Source organism: Kocuria sp. U4B, from assembly GCF_054875615.1.
The window spans coordinates 3,235,577-3,252,496 of sequence record NZ_CM142180.1 but is presented as its reverse complement, the minus strand read 5'-3'; the positions used below and the strand labels follow the sequence as shown (position 1 = coordinate 3,252,496).

Genomic DNA, 16,920 nt, shown 5'->3' with positions numbered 1-16,920 from the left:
ACCCGCAAAAGGGGTCGTGGTCCACTGACGAAGTGCTGAAGAGTCCACCTCCGCCGTCGTCGCCGCGGGCGTCGACGGCGCCCGCCCCCGGAGCCAGTGAGGTCTTCCAGCTGCTGCGCGACGGGCGGCCGCGGACGCGGGCGGAGCTCGCCCAGCTCACCGGGCTGGCCCGCTCCACCGTGGCCTCCCGCGTCGAGACCCTCATGAGCCTCGGGCTCGTCGCCCCGTACGGGGGCGCCGCCTCGACCGGCGGGCGGCCGCCGTCCCTGTTCGCCCTCAACCCCGGCGCCCGGGTGGTGGTCGGGGCGGACATCGGCGCCACGCACGCGCGGGTGGTCCTGGCCGACCTCTCCGGCGCCGAGCTGGCCGCGGAGCACCGGGCCCTGGCCGTCACCGACGGGCCGGACGCCGTGCTGGGCCGGCTCGTGGACACCGTCGGTACGCTGCTCCGGAGCGCCGGGCGCCCCGCCTCGGAGCTGGCCGCCATCGGCATCGGCCTGCCGGGACCCGTGGAGCACCAGACGGGCCGGCCCATGAACCCGCCGATCATGCCGGGCTGGGACCGCTTCGACGTGCCCGGCCTGGTGCGGCGCAGCTACGACGTCCCGGTGCTCGTCGACAACGACGTCAACATCATGGCCCTGGGCGAGCAGCGCTTCTACTGGCCCGACGTCACCGAGCTGATGTTCATCAAGGTCGCCACCGGCATCGGCGCCGGGATCATCTCCGGCGGCTCGCTGCGGCGCGGCGCGCAGGGCACCGCCGGGGACCTCGGCCACGTCCGCGTGCCGCGCGGGGGCGAGGTCGTGTGCCGGTGCGGCAACACCGGGTGCCTCGAGGCCCTGGCCGGCGGCCCCGCCCTGGCCGCGGCCCTCAACGAGGCGACCGCGGCAGGCGTGAGCACCAACCAGGACGTGGTGGAGCTGGTGCGCTCGGGCGACGCGGGGGCCCTCCGGGTGATCCGCCAGGCCGGGCGGGACATCGGGGACGTGCTCGCGACGTGCGTGAACCTGGTCAACCCCTCGGTGATCGTGATCGGCGGGAGCCTGGCCCAGGCGGGCGAGCAGCTGCTGGCGGGCATCCGGGAGGTCGTCTACCACCGGTCCCTGCCGCTGGCGACCGAGCAGCTGCGGATCGTCCCGTCCGTCGCCGGGCAGCGGGCCGGGGTCCTGGGGGCGGCCGTGCTGGGCATCGACCACGTCCTGTCCCCCGAGGCCGTCGAGGCCGCGTGCGCGGGCCTGCCGGCCACCTGAGGATCCCGCCCCGGGTCAGCCCGCGCTCCCCGGTCCCCGAACGGCTCCCGCCCGCGCCCGGGCGAGCGCTGCGGGGACGGCCGGGCCGCACCGGAACGTGACGGTGGTCGCCCGATGCGGTGTTCTCCCAGGTCACCCGGGATAATGGGCGGAGCCGGCCCGCTCGACGCCGCAGCGGATCGGCCCCGATCCCGACGACCGGAACAGGACCTATGAGTTTGCAGCCATCTCGCACCGAGACCCCGCCCACCGACGAGCAGCCGGAGAAGAAGGCCCCGGCGCTGAACATCGCCGGCCTGATCGCCGGCGCCGCCTCGGCCGCCACGGTCGCCGTGATCGGTGGTCACCTCAGCGTCGCCGGCACCGTCCTCGGCGCCGCCCTGATGAGCCTCATCTCCGGTGTGGTGCTCGCCGTCTACAACGCGTCGCTCGAGAAGAGCCGGCACGGCCTGAAGAAGGTCCACGCCACCGTCGCCCAGCGCCTGTTCTCGCGCAAGGGCCCGGAGCACCCGGACCGGCAGGGCAGCACCAGCGTGGTCGAGGACGGCGACGCCCCGGCCGCGGCCCGGCCGCGCCTGAAGTCCGTCCTCATCAGCGCCGGGGCCGTCCTGGGGCTGGCGGTCGTGGCGGTCTTCGGCATCCAGTGGCTCACCGGCACCGAGCTCTCCAGCGGAACGGGCCAGATCCAGCGCACCGTCACGGGCACGGACCAGGTCGCCGTGCGCACGCCGCAGACCACCCTGCCGGGCACCACGACGGAGGACGAGCCGGCGCCGGGCACCACCGAGCTCACCCCGGCCGAGGGCGCCGTGCCGACGGCCGGGCCCACGCCGGCCGAGGTGCCGACGGCCGGGCCCACGCCGGCCGCGGACGTCCCGGCCGAGGAGGCCCCCGCGGGCGGGGCGGCCGGCTCCGGCGGCGAGCTCCCGGACTCGGGCGGGCAGCAGCCGGGCACCGGACAGCCGGGCACCGACAGCGGGGCCGCGGACTCCGGGGCGGCCGCGCAGCCGGGAGCGGCGGACGCCGGGGCGGCCCCCGCCGCTCCCTGAGTGCCGCCATGCTCGGCTACCACCACGTGACTGACCGTTGATCCTGCATTGACCGTGCCAGGATGGCAGCGCCGGCTCCGGCGTCCCGTTGCTCTGGTCCTCCGGGAGGCGATCATGCCGGCCGGCGTGTCCCAGGGTGCCCGTGCGGAGGCACCGTCCCGTTCCCCCTCCCTGCGCAGCCGGATCCCGGTCCGGTCCCTGGCGGCCTCGGCCGTCGTGGCCGGGCTGGTGGCCGCCGGGGCGGCCGTGCCGGCGGAGGCGGCCACGACCTACAGTGCGCCGCTGCGCACGGCGGCCGGGGCCCTGCCGGTCGCGGCCGAGTCGAACACCGGCTACGACCGGGACCGCTACTTCGGGGACCGGAGGGACACCGACCGCGACTGCCAGAACACCCGCTCGGAGGTGCTGCAGGCCGAGTCCAGGGTGCGCACCGCCTTCACCACCGCGCGCGGCTGCACGGTGCGTCCGGCAGGTGGGTGACCACCTGGGACGACCGCACGCACTACTCGGCCTCGGCCGTGCAGCTCGACCACACCGTGCCGGTGCACGAGGCGTGGGGCTCCGGGGCGCGGAACTGGACGCAGGCGCGGCGGGCGGCCTTCTACGACGACCTCGGCGACTCCCGCGCGCTGAGCGCCCCGACGTCCTCCCTGAACTCCTCCGAGGGAGCGCGGGGACCGGAGCAGTGGATGCCGCCGAGGAGCCCGTGCACCTACGTCGGGCAGTGGGTGGCCGTGAGGATCCGGTGGGGCCTGGCGGTCGACAGCGCCGAGAAGGCCGCCCTGACCCGCCTCGCCGGCTCCTGCGCCGACGTCACCATCAGCGTCGCCAGGGCGTAGCTGGGCCGGCGCCCCGTCCGTCCTCCGCGCCGGACGGGGCGCCGGCCGTCGCGGGTCATCCCCGCAGCCGCAGCAGCGCGCTCGTCGCCGCGCTCCCGTACCGCCCGCCGAAGCGGACGGCGTGCACGAGCAGCGGCGGCAGCTGGTACCACGGCACCCGCGCCTCCCACCCCGGCGCGAGCGGGTGCTCCGCGGCGTAGGCGGCCAGGCACTCCTCGCCGAAGCCGCCGAACAGCAGCATCATCGCGAGGTCGGCCTCCCGGTGCCCCCAGTACGCCGAGGGGTCGACCAGCCAGTTGCGCCCGTGCACGTCCACGAGGCGGTTGCCGGTCCACAGGTCCCCGTGCACGAGCGTGGGCGGCTCCTCCGGGCCGGCGAGCTCCCGCGCCCGGGGGGCCAGGTCCTCCAGGAGCTCGGCGGCGCGCGGGGCGATCCGTCCCGCCTCGACCGCGGCGCGCATCAGCGGCCGGATCCGCCGGTCGAGCAGGAACGCCGCCCAGTCGTCCGTCGGGGACATGTCGAGCCCGGACGAGCCGAGCCGCCCGGGCAGCCCCGGCTCGAGCGCGCCGAAGGCCCCGCCGTGGACGCGGTGCAGCGCCGCCAGGCAGCGCCCGAAGGCCGCGTCGGCCCCGGCCGGCCGCCGCGCGGCCTCCTCGATCCACTCCAGGACGATGCCGTCGTCGCTCCAGCGCACGACCTCCGGCACGCCGAGCAGCCCGGGGGCGTGCTCCCGCAGGGCCCGCAGCCCGGCGACCTCCACGGCCATCGTCCCGGCGGGCGGGTCCGCCACCGTCTTCGCGAACAGCGGGCCCCGGGCCGTGTCGAGGCGGAACGCCGCGGCGGTGTCGCCGCCGCCGATCGGCGTCGCCCGTCCGGCGCCGAGGCCGTCGACGAGGTCCGGGGGCAGCGGGAGGGAGCTCATGGTCCCGTGCTGCCCCGCGCCGGGCGGACGGGAGGCCGTCACCGCGGTCCGGCGCCGACGTAGGCCGCGAGGTGCTCGCCGGTGAGGGTCGCACGGGTGGCCACGAGGTCGGCCGGGGTGCCCTCGAAGACGATCCGGCCGCCGTCGCGGCCGGCGCCGGGTCCGAGGTCGACGATCCAGTCGGCGTGGGCCATGACCGCCTGGTGGTGCTCGACGACGACGACGGACCTGCCGGAGTCGACGAGCCGGTCCAGCAGCCCCAGCAGCTGCTCCACGTCGGCGAGGTGCAGGCCGCTGGTCGGCTCGTCGAGGACGTAGACGCGGCCCTTCCCGCCCAGGTGGGTGGCCAGTTTGAGGCGCTGCCGCTCGCCGCCGGACAGGGTGGTCAGCGGCTGCCCCAGCGAGAGGTAGCCGAGCCCGACGTCGGCGAGCCGCCGCAGGACGGTGTGGGCCGCGGGGGTGCGTGCCGCGCCGGTGCCGAAGAACTCCTCGGCCTCCGTCACCGGCATCGCGAGCACCTCGGCGATGTCCCGGCCCCCGAAGGTGTGCTGCAGCACCGACGCCTGGAACCGCCTGCCCTCGCACTCCTCGCAGGTGGTGGCGACGCCGGCCATCATCGCCAGGTCGGTGTAGACGACGCCGGCGCCGTTGCAGACGGGGCAGGCGCCCTCGGAGTTGGCGCTGAACAGCGCCGGCCTCACCCCGTTGGCCTTCGCGAACGCCTTGCGGATCGGGTCCAGCAACCCCGTGTACGTCGCCGGGTTGCTGCGCCTCGAGCCCTTGATCGCGGTCTGGTCGACCGACACCACGCCGTCCCGGCCGGTCACCGAGCCGCGGATCAGCGAGCTCTTCCCGGACCCGGCCACGCCGGTGACCACGCACAGCACCCCGAGCGGGATGTCGACGTCGACGTCGCGCAGGTTGTGGGAGGTGGCGCCGCGGATCTCCAGGGCACCGGTGGGCACCCGGACCGTCGGCTTGAGGGCGGCCCGGTCGTCGAGATGGCGCCCGGTGAGGGTGCCGGCGGCCCGCAGCCCCTCGACCGGGCCCTCGAAGCAGACGGTGCCGCCGGCCGCGCCGGCCCCGGGGCCGAGGTCGACGACGTGGTCGGCGATCACGATCGTCTCCGGCTTGTGCTCCACGACCAGCACGGTGTTGCCCTTGTCGCGCAGCCGCAGCAGCAGGCCGTTCATCCGCTGGATGTCGTGGGGGTGCAGGCCGATGGTGGGCTCGTCGAAGACGTAGGTGACGTCGGTCAGCGGGGACCCGAGGTGGCGGATCATCTTGGTGCGCTGGGCCTCGCCGCCCGAGAGCGTGCCCGAGGAGCGGTCGAGCGAGAGGTAGCCCAGCCCGATCTCCACGAACGAGTCCAGGGTCTTCCGCAGCGCCGCGAGCAGCGGCGCCACCGACGGCTCGTCCAGTTCGCGCAGCCACCGGGCCAGGTCGCCGATCTGCATCGCGCACGCGTCGGCGATGCTGATCCCGTTGATCCTCGACGACCGGGCCGCCGCGCTGAGGCGGGTGCCGCCGCACTCGGGACAGGCGGTGAACGTCACCGCCCGGTCCACGAACGCCCGGATGTGCGGCTGCATCGCCTCCCGGTCCTTGGTGAGGAAGGACTTCCGGATCCGCGGGATCAGGCCCTCGTAGGTCAGGTTGATGTCGTCGACCTTGATCTTGGTCGGCTCCTTGTGGAGCAGGTCCTGGAGTTCCTGCTCGGTGTACTCGCGGATCGGCTTGTCCGGGTCGAGGAAGCCGGAGCCGCCGAAGATGCGGCCGTACCAGCCGTCGGCGCCGTAGCCCGGGATCGTGAGCGCGCCCTCGTTGAGCGACCGGTTCTCGTCGTAGAGCTGCGACAGGTCGAAGTCGGTGACGGAGCCCATCCCCTCGCAGCGCGGGCACATGCCGCCGGTGATGCTGAAGCTGCGCCGCTCCTTGACGGTCTTCCCGCCGCGCTCGAACGCGACCGCGCCCGCTCCGCTGACGGAGGCGACGTTGAAGGAGAACGCCTGGGGCGAGCCGATGTGCGGCTGCCCGAGGCGGCTGAAGACGATGCGCAGCATCGCGTTGACGTCGGTGGCGGTGCCGACCGTGGAGCGGGGGTTGGCGCCCATCCGCTCCTGGTCGACGATGATCGCCGCCGTGAGCCCCTCCAGCAGGTCGACCTCCGGCCGCGCCAGCGCCGGCATGAAGCCCTGCACGAAGGCGCTGTAGGTCTCGTTGATCATCCGCTGCGACTCCGCCGCGATCGTGCCGAACACGAGCGAGCTCTTGCCCGAGCCGGAGACGCCGGTGAACACCGTCAGCCGGCGCTTCGGGATCTCGACGCTGACGTCCTGGAGGTTGTTCTCCCGCGCCCCCTGCACGCGGATCAGGTCGTGGCTGTCGGCAGCGTGCGGCTGCTCGTGGGTCCTCGTGGCCATGCTCATCGCGTCTCCATCGTGCGGCGGGGCCGCCTCCGCGGTCGTCCCCGCGTCGCCCGGCTCGATCGGCTCGATCGGCTCGGCTCCGAGCATACGTCCGGGCCCCTCCGTGGCCGCGGTGGACGCGGCGCTCGCGGAGCTCCGGGCGGTGGTGGGACCGGCCCGCGCGGCGCGGCCGGGGGCTCACATGCGCTGGTACTTCGCCCGGACCACCATGAACAGCCCGTAGCAGATCAGCCCCACGGCGACCGCGCCGAGCATCCACACGCCGTAGGGCTGCTGCTGCAGGGACTTCAGGGCTCCGTCGAGCCCGGTCGACTCCTGCGGGTCGTGCTGCACCGTGGCCACGACGACGAGCGCTCCGAGCAGCCCCAGGGCGATGCCCTTCGCGACGTAGCCGGCCTTGCCGAGGTTCTTCACGGCGGTGCCCGCCCGGCCCGGGGGCAGGCGCTGGAGGTTCTTCAGGAACGTGGCGGTCACCCCGCGGTAGACGAAGTAGCCACCACCCACGAGGATCCCCGCGCCGACGGCGATCAGCAGCGCCGCGCCCCCGGGGTTCGCCATGAGCCGCGCGGTGAGCGAGCCCGCGGACCCGCTGCTGCTGCTGGTGCCGCCGAGCGCGTGGACGCCGAAGGTCGCACCGACCGCACCGTACACCACGGCCTGCCCGCCCTCCTTCAGCACCTGCTTGGCGCGGTCCTTGCCCCCGTGCCGCCGCCCGCTGACGACCGCCTTGCTCAGCAGGAACAGCGCGAGCGCCGCGCAGCCGAGGAAGCACGCCCACAGCAGGAGGCCGCCGCCCGGGGTCCTGGCCAGCTGGGCGACCGCGCCGCTCTGGTCGGCGGAGCCGGAGCCGCCGGAGGCGATGCGCAGGGCGATCACCCCGATCATGAGGTGGAGCAGCCCGGACGCGGCGTAGCCGGCCCGTGCGGCGGCCACGAACCCGGGCGAGTCCGTGACGCTCTCGGCGGCGTCCGCCGCCCTCCCGACCTCTCGACCGACCTCGCCCATGACGCCTCCCGGGTGTGTGGGACCATCCTCCCACTCCCCTGCGCCGGCGTCACGGGCCAGAAGTGTGGTCGGCGGGAGGCTCAGTTGCGCTCGGTGCCGGTGGGAGGAGACTCCGGCGAGTCGTCCCGGTGGTAGAGGTACTCGTTGCCGTGCTCGTCCTTCTCCACGACGAAGTGCTCCTGGACCTGCGCGTACCACTGCTCGGCCCGGCGGACGTGCTGTTCTCCCGAGACGTCGAGGTCGCTGCGCTCCGCCGCCCCGTAGATCCGGAGCGCGAGGTCGTTGAGCCGGTCGACGATGCGGTAGCCCGAGGACGGCTGGTCGTCCTCCGAGGTGTGCTTCTGCTTCGACATGGCGTCCCCCTGGTGCCCTGTGATCGAGGACACCATTTTACCGCCGCGGGCACCCGGAGGCACAGTGCCGGGCGGCTCAGCGGCGCGGCTCGACCTCCGCGGCCCACCACGCGTCGACGCGCTCGCGCAGGTCCTCCACGGTGCCGTCGTTGACGAGCACCGTGGAGGAGACCGCGGCGCGCTGGTCGTCGGTGGCCTGCGCCGCGATCCGGGCGCGGGCGTCGGCCTCGGCCATGCCCCGGTCCTCGACCATCCGCCGGACCCGCTCCCGCTCGGGCGCCTGGACGGTGAGCACCAGGTCGAACCGCCCGTGCTGACCGGTCTCCACGAGCAGCGGGATGTCCTCGACGAGCACGGCGTCCTCCCCCGCCGCGGCGGCCAGCCGTTCGGCCTCCCGGCGCACGAGCGGGTGGACGAGCGCGTTGAGCCGGGCGCGGGCCTCCGGGTCCGCGAACACGAGCGCCCCGAGGGCGGGCCGGTCCAGCCGTCCCTCGGCGGTGAGCACGCCGGGGCCGAACTCGGCGACGATGCCCGCCAGGCCCGGCTGCCCCGGCTCCTGCAGCGCCCGGGCGATGGCGTCGGCGTCGACCACCGTGGCCCCGAGCTCGGCGAGCCGCCGGGAGACCGTGGATTTGCCCGAGGCGATGCCGCCCGTGAGTCCGATCGTCAGCATGGGGCCATGCTATGCGCCCCGGCCGGTCCCGCCCGGACCCCGGGCGCCGTGGCCGCCCGTCACCGCTCGCCGGAGCCGGCGTCGAAGGCCCGGGCCCGCCCTAGAGTGGGAGCCATGGACCCCGACCCCCGGCTCAGCCGCGCCACCCGCTACACGACGCTCGCCGCCGGCACCGAGGCGGTCGCGGACCTGGAGATCAGGCGCTCCCGGTTCCTCGCGGTGCTCCGCCGGGCGGGCACCGAGGCCGAGGCCCGTGCGCTGGTCGACGAGCTGCGGCGGCGCCACCACGACGCCCGCCACCACTGCTCGGCGTTCGTGCTGGGCCCCGACCGCGACGCCCAGCGCTCCTCCGACGACGGCGAGCCCGCGGGCACCGCCGGGATCCCCATGCTCGAGGCGCTCGTGCTGCGCCGCACCGGCACCGACGACCACGGCCGCGACGTCACGGACCTCTCCGACGTGAGCGCGGTGGTCGTCCGGTGGTTCGGCGGGACCCTGCTGGGGGCGGGCGGGCTCGTCCGGGCCTACTCCGAGGCCGTCTCCCGGGCCCTCGAGGGCGCACACCTGGTGACCCGGCAGCGGATGCGCCGCTACCGGCTGCCCGTCTCCCACGCGGACGCCGGGCGGGTCGAGAACGAGCTGCGCGCAGCCGGCACCACCGTCCTGGGCACCGACTACGGGCCGGCCGGGGCCGAGCTCGGCCTGGCCCTGCCCGACGACGACGACGCGGCCGCCGCGCTGGCCGCCCGGGTCGCGTCCGTCACCGCCGGCGCGGCACGCCTGCGCCCGGACGGCGTCGACTGGGTGGACCTGCCCCGCTGATCCGCGCCGCGCGGACGACGACGGCCCCCACCCGGTCGGGTGGGGGCCGTCGTCGTCAGTGCAGTGCGGAACTGTCTACCGGGTGCTCAGAGGGCTCAGGCGCCGGTGAGCTTCTCGCGCAGCGCGGCCAGGGCCTCGTCGGAGGCCAGGGTGCCGGCGTCGGCGGCCGGGGCCTCGGAGGAGTAGCTGGTCGGAGCCGCGGACGAGGAGGAGGACGAGGTGGTGCCGCCGGCAGCGGCCTCGGCGTCCTCGGCCAGCGACTTGCGGACCTGCTCCTTGTGGGCCTCCCAGCGGGCCTGGGCGTCGGCGTACTGCTGCTCCCAGGCGGCGCGCTTGTCCTCGTAGCCCTCGATCCACTCGTTGGTCTCGGGATCGAAGCCCTCGGGGTACTTGTAGTTGCCCTGCTCGTCGTACTCGGCGGCCATGCCGTACTGGGCCGGGTCGAACTCGGTGGAGTCCGGGTCCACGCCCTCGTTGGCCTGCTTGAGGGACAGCGAGATGCGGCGGCGGTCCAGGTCGATGTCGATGACCTTGACGAACAGCTCGTCGCCCACGGAGACGACCTGCTCGGCCATGTCCACGTGGCGCTGGGCCAGCTCGGAGATGTGCACCAGGCCCTCGATGCCGTCCTCGACGCGCACGAACGCACCGAAGGGCACCAGCTTGGTGACCTTGCCCGGCACGACCTGCCCGAGGGCGTGGGTGCGGGCGAACAGCTGCCACGGGTCCTCCTGGGTCGCCTTCAGCGACAGGGAGACGCGCTCGCGGTCCATGTCGACGTCCAGGACCTCGACGGTGACCTCCTGGCCGACCTCGACGACCTCGGACGGGTGGTCGATGTGCTTCCAGGACAGCTCGGAGACGTGCACCAGGCCGTCGACGCCGCCCAGGTCCACGAAGGCACCGAAGTTGACGATCGAGGAGACCGTGCCCGTGCGGACCTGGCCCTTCTCGAGCTTGTGCAGGAAGTTGGAGCGGACCTCGGACTGGGTCTGCTCGAGCCAGGCACGGCGGGACAGGACCACGTTGTTGCGGTTCTTGTCCAGCTCGATGATCTTCGCCTCGATCTGCTGGCCGATGTACGGCGCGAGGTCGCGCACGCGGCGCATCTCGACGAGGGAGGCGGGCAGGAAGCCGCGGAGGCCGATGTCGAGGATGAGGCCGCCCTTGACGACCTCGATGACGGTGCCGGTGACGACGCCGTCGTCCTCCTTGATCTTCTCGATGTCGCCCCAGGCGCGCTCGTACTGAGCCCGCTTCTTGGACAGGATCAGGCGGCCTTCCTTGTCCTCCTTGGTGAGGACCAGAGCCTCGACCTCATCACCCACGGTCACGACCTCGTCCGGGTCGACATCGTGCTTGATGGAGAGCTCGCGGGACGGGATGACGCCCTCGGTCTTGTAGCCGATGTCGAGAAGGACCTCGTCGCGGTCGACCTTGACGACGGTGCCCTCGACGAGGTCGCCGTCGTTGAAGTACTTGATGGTCGCGTCGACGGCGGCGAGGAACTCCTCCTCGGATCCGATGTCGTTGACGGCGACCTGCGGGGTGGTGGTGGTCATGTAGTAGGGGCTCCGATGTGGATAGTTTTTGATCAGTCGGAACGGAGAATGTCCGGCCGGACCGCGGCCGTTCCGAAGGATTGCTGGACAGGGCGCGTGCAGAACACGCACCCGGTAAGTGTACGGACGGGACAAAACCGGGTCAACACGCGTGCGCCCGCCCGGGGTGCGCTCAGAACTGTGTCACGCCGTAGGGCGCCGTGGGGGTCTCCATGAAGTCCTGCAGGTCCCGTAGCGCGTCGTCGTCGCGGGCAACGATCAGCCCGGCCTGCGCCAGGGTGCTCGCCTTGACCGCGCCGAGGTAGAGGGAGCCCAGCACGTCCGCGCGCATCGCGACGTCGGCCCCCTCCGGCAGCTCCACGGCGGGCACCGACCGCCCGGCGGCGTCGTCGGGGGTGCGGGGGCGGTCGGCCACCCGCTCCACCACGGGCCGCCCGCTCGTGGTGTCGAGGGCCCAGATCCCGTCGGCGTAGCCCATCGCGTCCACGAGCGAGAGCACGATCCGCCCGCGGGGGGTGTACGGGCGGGCCTCGAGCGCGGCGGCGGGGTCGAGGACGCGCAGCCAGATCTTGTCGAACTCGGCCGTGACCCGGTACTTGGCGCGGTCGACCATGGCCCACACGAGCGGGTCCTCGACGGGGGCGCGGCCGAAGCGGACCTGGTCCACGAGGTCCAGGGAGGTCACGAACTCCCACAGCGCGATCGACACGTCGGGGCTCGCCCCGACCAGGTCGAGCACGGTCAGCGTCAGCGGGTAGGACGTGTTGGCCTCGAACCGGTAGGTCACGTAGCCGTCGGGTGCCATGGCGTCGTCGTAGTGCACCGCGCAGCGGACCTCCGGGTCCGACTTCTGCGCGTTGATGGCGTACTCCCCCGTGTACTCCCGCCAGTGGTAGGAGACGCGGCTGACCGACCCGTGGGACGTCTCGTGGAAGCGCTGGAACAGCCGCGGCGCGAGCGCCCGCACGGCCTCGTGGTCGGCCATCTCCACGCTGCCCACGGTGGGGGCCTTGAGCTGCAGCCGGGTGGTCGCGTCCACCTGGACCTCGCGGTTGAAGGTCGCCGCCCCGAAGCCGAACCGCCCGTAGATCGTGGCCTCGGTCGCGGTCAGCAGCGCCACCGGGTAGCCGTCCTGCCGGGCGCGGTCGAGGTCCGCGGTCATCAGCCGGCGCAGCAGCCCCCGCCGGCTGTGCGTGGGCCGGACCGTGACGTCGGAGATCAGCCGGGCGGGCAGCAGCCGGCCGCGGCCCACGTTGAGGGAGCCCTCCCACGAGGCGAACGTGGCCACGGGCCGGTGCGTGGGCAGCGCCGCGGCCGGGACCGCGCGGGGGTAGGCCCCCCGCAGCCGCACCTGCTCGGCGTGCATCCACGCCAGGGTGTGCTCGAGGGTCTCCTCGGTGGGCTCCGACTGGTGGAAGCCCTGCCGGATGGCCCGCACCCACTCCGCGGCGGCCCGGTTGTGCGCGAGCCCGCCGGGGCCGACCCCGAACTGCGCGAACGTGTAGTCGTGCCCGCCGGCCGAGCAGGACCCGGTCACCGTGCCGGGCGCGGTCGGTGCGGTGCTGGGCTGCTCGTCCATGGGGTTCCCTCGTTCGTCGGTCGGTCGCGGCGCCGGGGCCCGGGGCCCGGGGCAGGTCAGTGCGCGGCCTCGTGCCAGGAGCGGCCGGCGCCCACGTTGACCTCGAGCGGCACGGTCAGCTCGGCCGCCCCGCCCATCTCCTCGCGCAGCACCCGCTCCACGGGCTCCCGCTCCCCGGCGGCCACCTCGACCACGAGCTCGTCGTGGACCTGCAGCAGCACGCGCGAGCCCAGGGACTCCTCGCGGAAGCGGCGGTCGACGCCGAGCATGGCCTTCTTGATGATGTCCGCGGCCGAGCCCTGGATCGGGGCGTTGAGGGCGGCCCGCTCCGCCACCGAGCGCAGCTGGCGGTTGTCGCTGGAGAGCTCCGGCAGGTACCGGCGGCGGCCGTCGATGGTGGCGGTGTAGCCGTTGCGGCGGGCCTCCTCCACGACCCCGCGCAGGTAGTCGCGCACCGCGCCGAAGCGGGTGAAGTAGTCGCTCATCAGCGTGCGGGCCTCGTCCACCGGGATCCCCAGCTGCCGGGACAGCCCGAAGGAGCTCAGCCCGTAGACCAGGCCGTAGCTCATGGCCTTGACCTTGGAGCGCATCTCGGAGGTGACCTCCTGCGGGGCGACGCCGAAGATCTTGGCGCCCACGAACCGGTGCAGGTCCTCCCCGTGGCGGAAGGCCTCGATGAGCGCCTCGTCCCCGGACAGGTGCGCCATGATGCGCATCTCGATCTGGGAGTAGTCGGCGGTCAGCAGCCCCTCGTAGCGCCGCCCCTCCGCCGGGGCGCCCACCACGAACAGGGCGCGGATCCTCCGCCCCTCCTCCGTGCGCACGGGGATGTTCTGCAGGTTGGGGTTGGTGGAGGACAGCCGGCCGGTCGCGGCGACGTTCTGCATGTAGGTGGTGTGCACCCGCCCGTCCTCGGCGATGGCCTTCTGCAGCCCCTCGACTGTCTGGCGCAGCTTGTTGGCGTCGCGGTACGCGAGCAGGTTCGCGAGGAAGCGGTGGCCCCGGGAGTCGGGGTCGGTGCGCAGCAGCAGCTCGGCCACGGCGTCGGCGTCGGTGGTGTAGCCGGACTTGATCTTCTTGGTCCTCGGCAGGCCCAGCTCCTCGAACATCACCTGCTGCAGCTGCTTGGTGGAGCCGAGGTTGATCGGCTCGCCGATCTGGGCGAGCGCCTGCTCCTTGGCCTGCTCGATCACCCGGGCGAAGTCGTCGAGCAGCGTCTGGACCCCCTCGGCGTCCACGGCGATGCCGGCGAGCTCCATCCGGCCCAGCACGGCGGCCAGCGGCAGCTCGAGGTCCTCGAGCAGGGAGGTCTGCTGCGTCTCCGCCAGCTTGGCCAGCAGGTGCTCGGAGAGCTGGACGGTGGCGACCGCCAGCTCCGCCTCCCACCGCAGCGCGGCCGGGGCGGGCCAGGAGGGGCCCTCCAGGGACAGCTCCTGCTGGCCGTCCGCCGGCGGGGCCTCCGCCGCCGGGGGCGCCACCGCGAGGCCCAGCTGGTCCTCGAGCAGGGCCGCGAGCTCGTAGCCTCGGCGCGCCGGCTGCAGCAGGTACGCCGAGAGCTGCGGGTCGTCGACGACGCCCTCCAGCCGCAGCCCGCGCACGGCCAGGGACTTCCAGACGTCCTTGAGCCCGACCACGACCTTGGCGCGCCCGGCGTCCGCGAGCCAGCGCTCCAGCGCGGCCTCGAGCGCGGCGTCCGCGGCCGAGAGGTCCAGGAACGCGGCGGACGGGGCCTGTCCGCCGCGGGCCAGGACCACCCCGGACAGCTCGCGGGCGCCGGGGACCAGGGCGTCGTCGTCACGGTGCAGGGCGCGCAGGACGACCGGGCCCTGCTCGGCGGCCAGCCACTGCTCCAGCTCCTCGGCGGTGCCGGGGCGCTGCACCTCCCCCAGGCCGAGGTCGGCGGGGGCCGCGCTCGCCTCCTCCGGGCGGCCGAACGCGTCGAAGACCCGCCCGCGCAGGCCCTCGCCGAACTCCAGGTCGTCGAAGACCTCCCCCACGGCCTCGGCGTCGGGCACGGGCAGGGTCGCGTCGGCGAGCTCGATCCCCAGGTCGAGGTCGGTCACCAGGCGGTTGAGCCGGCGGTTGCGCTCGACGTCCGCGCGGTGCTCCCGCAGCGCCTCGCCCTTCTTGCCCTTGATGCTGTCCGCGTGCTCCAGCAGCGAGGCGACGTCCCCGTAGGCGAGGATCCACTTGGCCGCGAAGCCGGCCCCGACGCCCGGCACGCCCGGGAGGTTGTCGGCCTGCTCGCCGGTGAGCGCGGCGAGGTCCGGGTAGTGCCGCGGCGGGACCTTGTACTTGTCCACCACGGCGGCGGCGTCCATGTGCTTGAGGTCGGACGGGGTGCGTCCCGGGTAGACGACGGTGACGTGCTCGTCGATCATCTGGAAGGCGTCCCGGTCCCCGGAGAAGACGAGGACCTCGAAGTCCTGCTCCGCCCCGCGGCGGGCCAGGGTGGCCAGGACGTCGTCGGCCTCGTGGCCCTCCGCGGTGACCACCGGCACCCCGAGGGCGTCGAGGATCCGCCGGATCTGCGGGATCTGCCCCTGGAACGCCTCGGGCGTCTCGTCGCGCCCGCCCTTGTAGTCCGCGTACTCCTGCGAGCGCAGGGTGGGACCGGCCAGGTCGAAGGAGACCACCAGGTGCGTGGGGCGCTGCTCGCGCACGAGCTTCACCAGCGTGTTGAGGAATCCGTAGACGGCCTCGGTGTGCCGGCCGTCGGAGGTCACGAACGCCGGGCCGCCGCCGTACTCCGCGGCCCGGGACAGGGCGAAGAACGCGCGGAAGGCCAGGGAGTGGCCGTCGACCAGCAGCAGCTTCCGCTCGGGCCGGGAGACCGGCCGGGGGATCTCGACGTCGACCGGGCTGCCGGTCTCCGTCCCGACGGTCACGGTGCGGACGGCGGTCTCGGGGCTCGCGTCGGTCTGCGTCTGCTGCGTCGTTGTGCTCACGGACCCCATCCTAGGGCCCGTCCCGGACGCCCGCGGGGCAGGCCCGGCTCAGGAGGCCCGGCTCAGGAGACCTGGTTGATGATGGCCTCGGCGACCTCGCGCATGGACAGCCGCCGGTCCATCGAGGTCTTCTGGATCCAGCGGAACGCCTCGGGCTCCGTCAGGCCCATCTTGGTGGTGAGCAGGGACTTCGCCCGCTCCACGAGCTTGCGGGTCGCGAATTGCTCCTTCATGTCGGAGACCTCCCGCTCGAGGGCGGTGATCTCCTCGAACCGGGAGATGGCGATCTCGATGGCGGGGACGACGTCGTCGACCGTGAAGGGCTTGACCACGTAGGCCATGGCCCCCGCCTCGCGGGCCCGCTCGACGAGCTCGCGCTGGCTGAAGGCCGTGAGCAGCACGACCGGGGCGATCCGCTCCGAGGCGATCTGCTCGGCCGCGGTGATCCCGTCCAGGACGGGCATCTTCACGTCCATCAGCACGAGGTCCGGGCGGTGCTCGCGGGCGAGCTCGACGGCGCGCTGGCCGTTGTCGGCCTCCGCGACGACGTCGTAGCCCGCCTCACCGAGCATCTCGACGATGTCCAGGCGGATCAGGGCCTCGTCCTCGGCGACCACCACGCGCCGCGCCCGGCGCAGGGCGGAGCCGACGGCCTCCGCGGGGGCGGTGCCGCCCCGGACCTCGGTGTCCTCCGCCGGGGAGGGGTTCGGCTGCTCCGTCACGCTGACTCCTTGACTGGTGGAACCACGGGTCCCCGCGGCGGGGTGGGCCGCGGGGGGTCGGCACGCGCGCGCCGGTGCCCGGCACCGCGCGCCCCGTCCGTGGTCCCAGCCTATAACTGTTGTACAGTGGTCGAGCGCAGGAGCCGCCCCGTCCGTCCCGACGTGGACTGCGACCAGCGGCCCAAGTGGCGGAATTGGCAGACGCGCCGCACTCAAAATGCGGTTCTTCACGGAGTGTGGGTTCGAGTCCCACCTTGGGCACGAGCACCCCGGACCCCGGTCCGGGGTTTTTCCGTGCCCTCAGCCCGCCGGGCGCTCCCGGACGAGGTTCGTCACCCGCGCCGTGGACAGCCGCCGGCCGGCGTCGTCGGTCACGACGACCTCGTGCACGGTCAGGGTCGAGCCCAGGTGCAGCGCGGTGCACGTGCCCGTCACCGTGCCGGCGGCGACCCCGCGCTGGTGCGTCGCGTTGATGTCCACGCCCACGGCGTAGCGCGCCGGGCCGGCGTGCACGCTCGCCGCCGTGGAGGCGAGCGTCTCCGCGAGCACGCAGTGCGCTCCCCCGTGCAGGAGCCCGCCGGGCTGGGTGTTGGGCTCCACGGGCATGGTCGCGACCGCCCGCCCGGGCGTGAGCTCCGTGAACCGGATGCCCATCGCCCGGGCGAGCCCGCCGATCCCGTGGCCGGGGAAGCTCGCGTGCAGCTCCTCGGGCACGCCGTGCTCGCGCAGCTCCCGCGCGTGCTCCTCCGGGGTCATGCCCGCAC

15 protein-coding genes and 1 tRNA gene are annotated in these 16,920 nt (G+C 74.1%); 6 read left to right on the top strand and 10 right to left on the bottom strand.

Going from position 1 to position 16,920, the window contains the following annotated elements; all coding sequences use genetic code 11:
- The first annotated feature begins 32 nt into the window (after positions 1 to 32).
- From ACYSMR_RS15190 to ACYSMR_RS15175, 4 genes are all read left to right on the top strand, one after another.
- On the top strand, positions 33 to 1,253 hold the full coding sequence (locus ACYSMR_RS15190; protein ID WP_461746284.1) for an ROK family transcriptional regulator: 1,221 nt from the start codon (positions 33 to 35) through the stop codon (positions 1,251 to 1,253).
- Positions 1,254 to 1,465: 212 nt separating this feature from the next.
- On the top strand, positions 1,466 to 2,302 hold the full coding sequence (locus ACYSMR_RS15185; protein WP_461746282.1) for a hypothetical protein: 837 nt from the start codon (positions 1,466 to 1,468) through the stop codon (positions 2,300 to 2,302).
- A gap of 126 nt (positions 2,303 to 2,428) precedes the next feature.
- The gene (locus ACYSMR_RS15180) at positions 2,429 to 2,782 is read left to right on the top strand and encodes a hypothetical protein (RefSeq protein ID WP_461746280.1); all 354 of its coding nucleotides are present in this window, start codon (positions 2,429 to 2,431) and stop codon (positions 2,780 to 2,782) included.
- Complete coding sequence (locus tag ACYSMR_RS15175; RefSeq protein WP_461746278.1) at positions 2,779 to 3,141, top strand: hypothetical protein; 363 nt, start codon at positions 2,779 to 2,781, stop codon at positions 3,139 to 3,141. The genes ACYSMR_RS15180 and ACYSMR_RS15175 overlap by 4 nt, the downstream gene beginning before the upstream one ends.
- 55 nt (positions 3,142 to 3,196) lie before the next feature.
- Here ACYSMR_RS15175 and ACYSMR_RS15170 read toward each other — a convergent pair whose 3' ends face one another.
- The 5 genes from ACYSMR_RS15170 to coaE form a co-directional block, all read right to left on the bottom strand.
- The gene (locus tag ACYSMR_RS15170) at positions 3,197 to 4,063 is read right to left on the bottom strand and encodes a fructosamine kinase family protein (protein ID WP_461746276.1); all 867 of its coding nucleotides are present in this window, start codon (positions 4,061 to 4,063) and stop codon (positions 3,197 to 3,199) included.
- A gap of 38 nt (positions 4,064 to 4,101) precedes the next feature.
- On the bottom strand, positions 4,102 to 6,492 hold the full coding sequence (locus ACYSMR_RS15165; protein ID WP_461746275.1) for an ATP-binding cassette domain-containing protein: 2,391 nt from the start codon (positions 6,490 to 6,492) through the stop codon (positions 4,102 to 4,104).
- A 177-nt stretch (positions 6,493 to 6,669) separates the two neighbouring features.
- Positions 6,670 to 7,497 (bottom strand): DUF1206 domain-containing protein, encoded by an 828-nt coding sequence (locus tag ACYSMR_RS15160; protein WP_251332428.1) that lies wholly within the window; start codon positions 7,495 to 7,497, stop codon positions 6,670 to 6,672.
- Positions 7,498 to 7,577: 80 nt separating this feature from the next.
- Positions 7,578 to 7,850 carry a hypothetical protein gene (locus ACYSMR_RS15155; RefSeq protein WP_251332429.1) on the bottom strand — a complete coding sequence of 91 codons (273 nt, stop codon included), beginning with the start codon at positions 7,848 to 7,850 and terminating at the stop codon, positions 7,578 to 7,580.
- Positions 7,851 to 7,926: 76 nt separating this feature from the next.
- On the bottom strand, positions 7,927 to 8,523 hold the full coding sequence (gene coaE / locus ACYSMR_RS15150; protein ID WP_251332430.1) for a dephospho-CoA kinase: 597 nt from the start codon (positions 8,521 to 8,523) through the stop codon (positions 7,927 to 7,929).
- A gap of 114 nt (positions 8,524 to 8,637) precedes the next feature.
- On the opposite strand from coaE, the gene ACYSMR_RS15145 reads away from it, so the two are divergent.
- Positions 8,638 to 9,345: an IMPACT family protein gene (locus tag ACYSMR_RS15145; protein ID WP_309125536.1), complete on the top strand. Its 708-nt coding sequence runs from the start codon at positions 8,638 to 8,640 to the stop codon at positions 9,343 to 9,345.
- 95 nt (positions 9,346 to 9,440) lie between these two features.
- Here the strand turns inward: ACYSMR_RS15145 and rpsA are convergent, their stop codons facing one another.
- From rpsA to ACYSMR_RS15125, 4 genes are all read right to left on the bottom strand, one after another.
- Entirely contained in the window at positions 9,441 to 10,907 is a 1,467-nt protein-coding gene (gene rpsA / locus ACYSMR_RS15140; protein WP_251332432.1) for a 30S ribosomal protein S1, read from the bottom strand.
- A gap of 172 nt (positions 10,908 to 11,079) precedes the next feature.
- Positions 11,080 to 12,486: a GNAT family N-acetyltransferase gene (locus ACYSMR_RS15135; protein WP_309125537.1), complete on the bottom strand. Its 1,407-nt coding sequence runs from the start codon at positions 12,484 to 12,486 to the stop codon at positions 11,080 to 11,082.
- Between the two features lie 56 nt (positions 12,487 to 12,542).
- A complete protein-coding gene (gene polA / locus ACYSMR_RS15130; RefSeq protein WP_461746271.1) occupies positions 12,543 to 15,443 on the bottom strand; it encodes a DNA polymerase I in 2,901 nt (966 codons plus the stop codon).
- A 53-nt stretch (positions 15,444 to 15,496) separates the two neighbouring features.
- Positions 15,497 to 16,072, bottom strand: a complete 576-nt coding sequence (locus tag ACYSMR_RS15125) for an ANTAR domain-containing response regulator (RefSeq protein WP_251332503.1) — start codon at positions 16,070 to 16,072, stop codon at positions 15,497 to 15,499.
- A gap of 263 nt (positions 16,073 to 16,335) precedes the next feature.
- Between ACYSMR_RS15125 and ACYSMR_RS15120 the strand changes: the two genes are divergently transcribed.
- Positions 16,336 to 16,417: transfer RNA gene (locus ACYSMR_RS15120), tRNA-Leu, on the top strand.
- Positions 16,418 to 16,456: 39 nt separating this feature from the next.
- On the opposite strand, the gene ACYSMR_RS15115 is transcribed toward ACYSMR_RS15120, so the two are convergent.
- Complete coding sequence (locus ACYSMR_RS15115) at positions 16,457 to 16,912, bottom strand: PaaI family thioesterase (RefSeq protein WP_309125539.1); 456 nt, start codon at positions 16,910 to 16,912, stop codon at positions 16,457 to 16,459.
- Positions 16,913 to 16,920 lie beyond the last annotated feature (8 nt).

Coding starts and splice junctions, on each gene's coding strand:
- ACYSMR_RS15135 (WP_309125537.1), bottom strand. CDS start 12,486: ATGGACGAGCAGCCCAGCACCGCACCGACCGCGCCCGGCACGGTGACC.
- ACYSMR_RS15185 (WP_461746282.1), top strand. CDS start 1,466: ATGAGTTTGCAGCCATCTCGCACCGAGACCCCGCCCACCGACGAGCAG.
- polA (WP_461746271.1), bottom strand. CDS start 15,443: ATGGGGTCCGTGAGCACAACGACGCAGCAGACGCAGACCGACGCGAGC.
- ACYSMR_RS15170 (WP_461746276.1), bottom strand. CDS start 4,063: ATGAGCTCCCTCCCGCTGCCCCCGGACCTCGTCGACGGCCTCGGCGCC.
- ACYSMR_RS15145 (WP_309125536.1), top strand. CDS start 8,638: ATGGACCCCGACCCCCGGCTCAGCCGCGCCACCCGCTACACGACGCTC.
- ACYSMR_RS15160 (WP_251332428.1), bottom strand. CDS start 7,497: ATGGGCGAGGTCGGTCGAGAGGTCGGGAGGGCGGCGGACGCCGCCGAG.
- ACYSMR_RS15155 (WP_251332429.1), bottom strand. CDS start 7,850: ATGTCGAAGCAGAAGCACACCTCGGAGGACGACCAGCCGTCCTCGGGC.
- ACYSMR_RS15165 (WP_461746275.1), bottom strand. CDS start 6,492: ATGAGCATGGCCACGAGGACCCACGAGCAGCCGCACGCTGCCGACAGC.
- rpsA (WP_251332432.1), bottom strand. CDS start 10,907: ATGACCACCACCACCCCGCAGGTCGCCGTCAACGACATCGGATCCGAG.
- ACYSMR_RS15115 (WP_309125539.1), bottom strand. CDS start 16,912: ATGACCCCGGAGGAGCACGCGCGGGAGCTGCGCGAGCACGGCGTGCCC.
- coaE (WP_251332430.1), bottom strand. CDS start 8,523: ATGCTGACGATCGGACTCACGGGCGGCATCGCCTCGGGCAAATCCACG.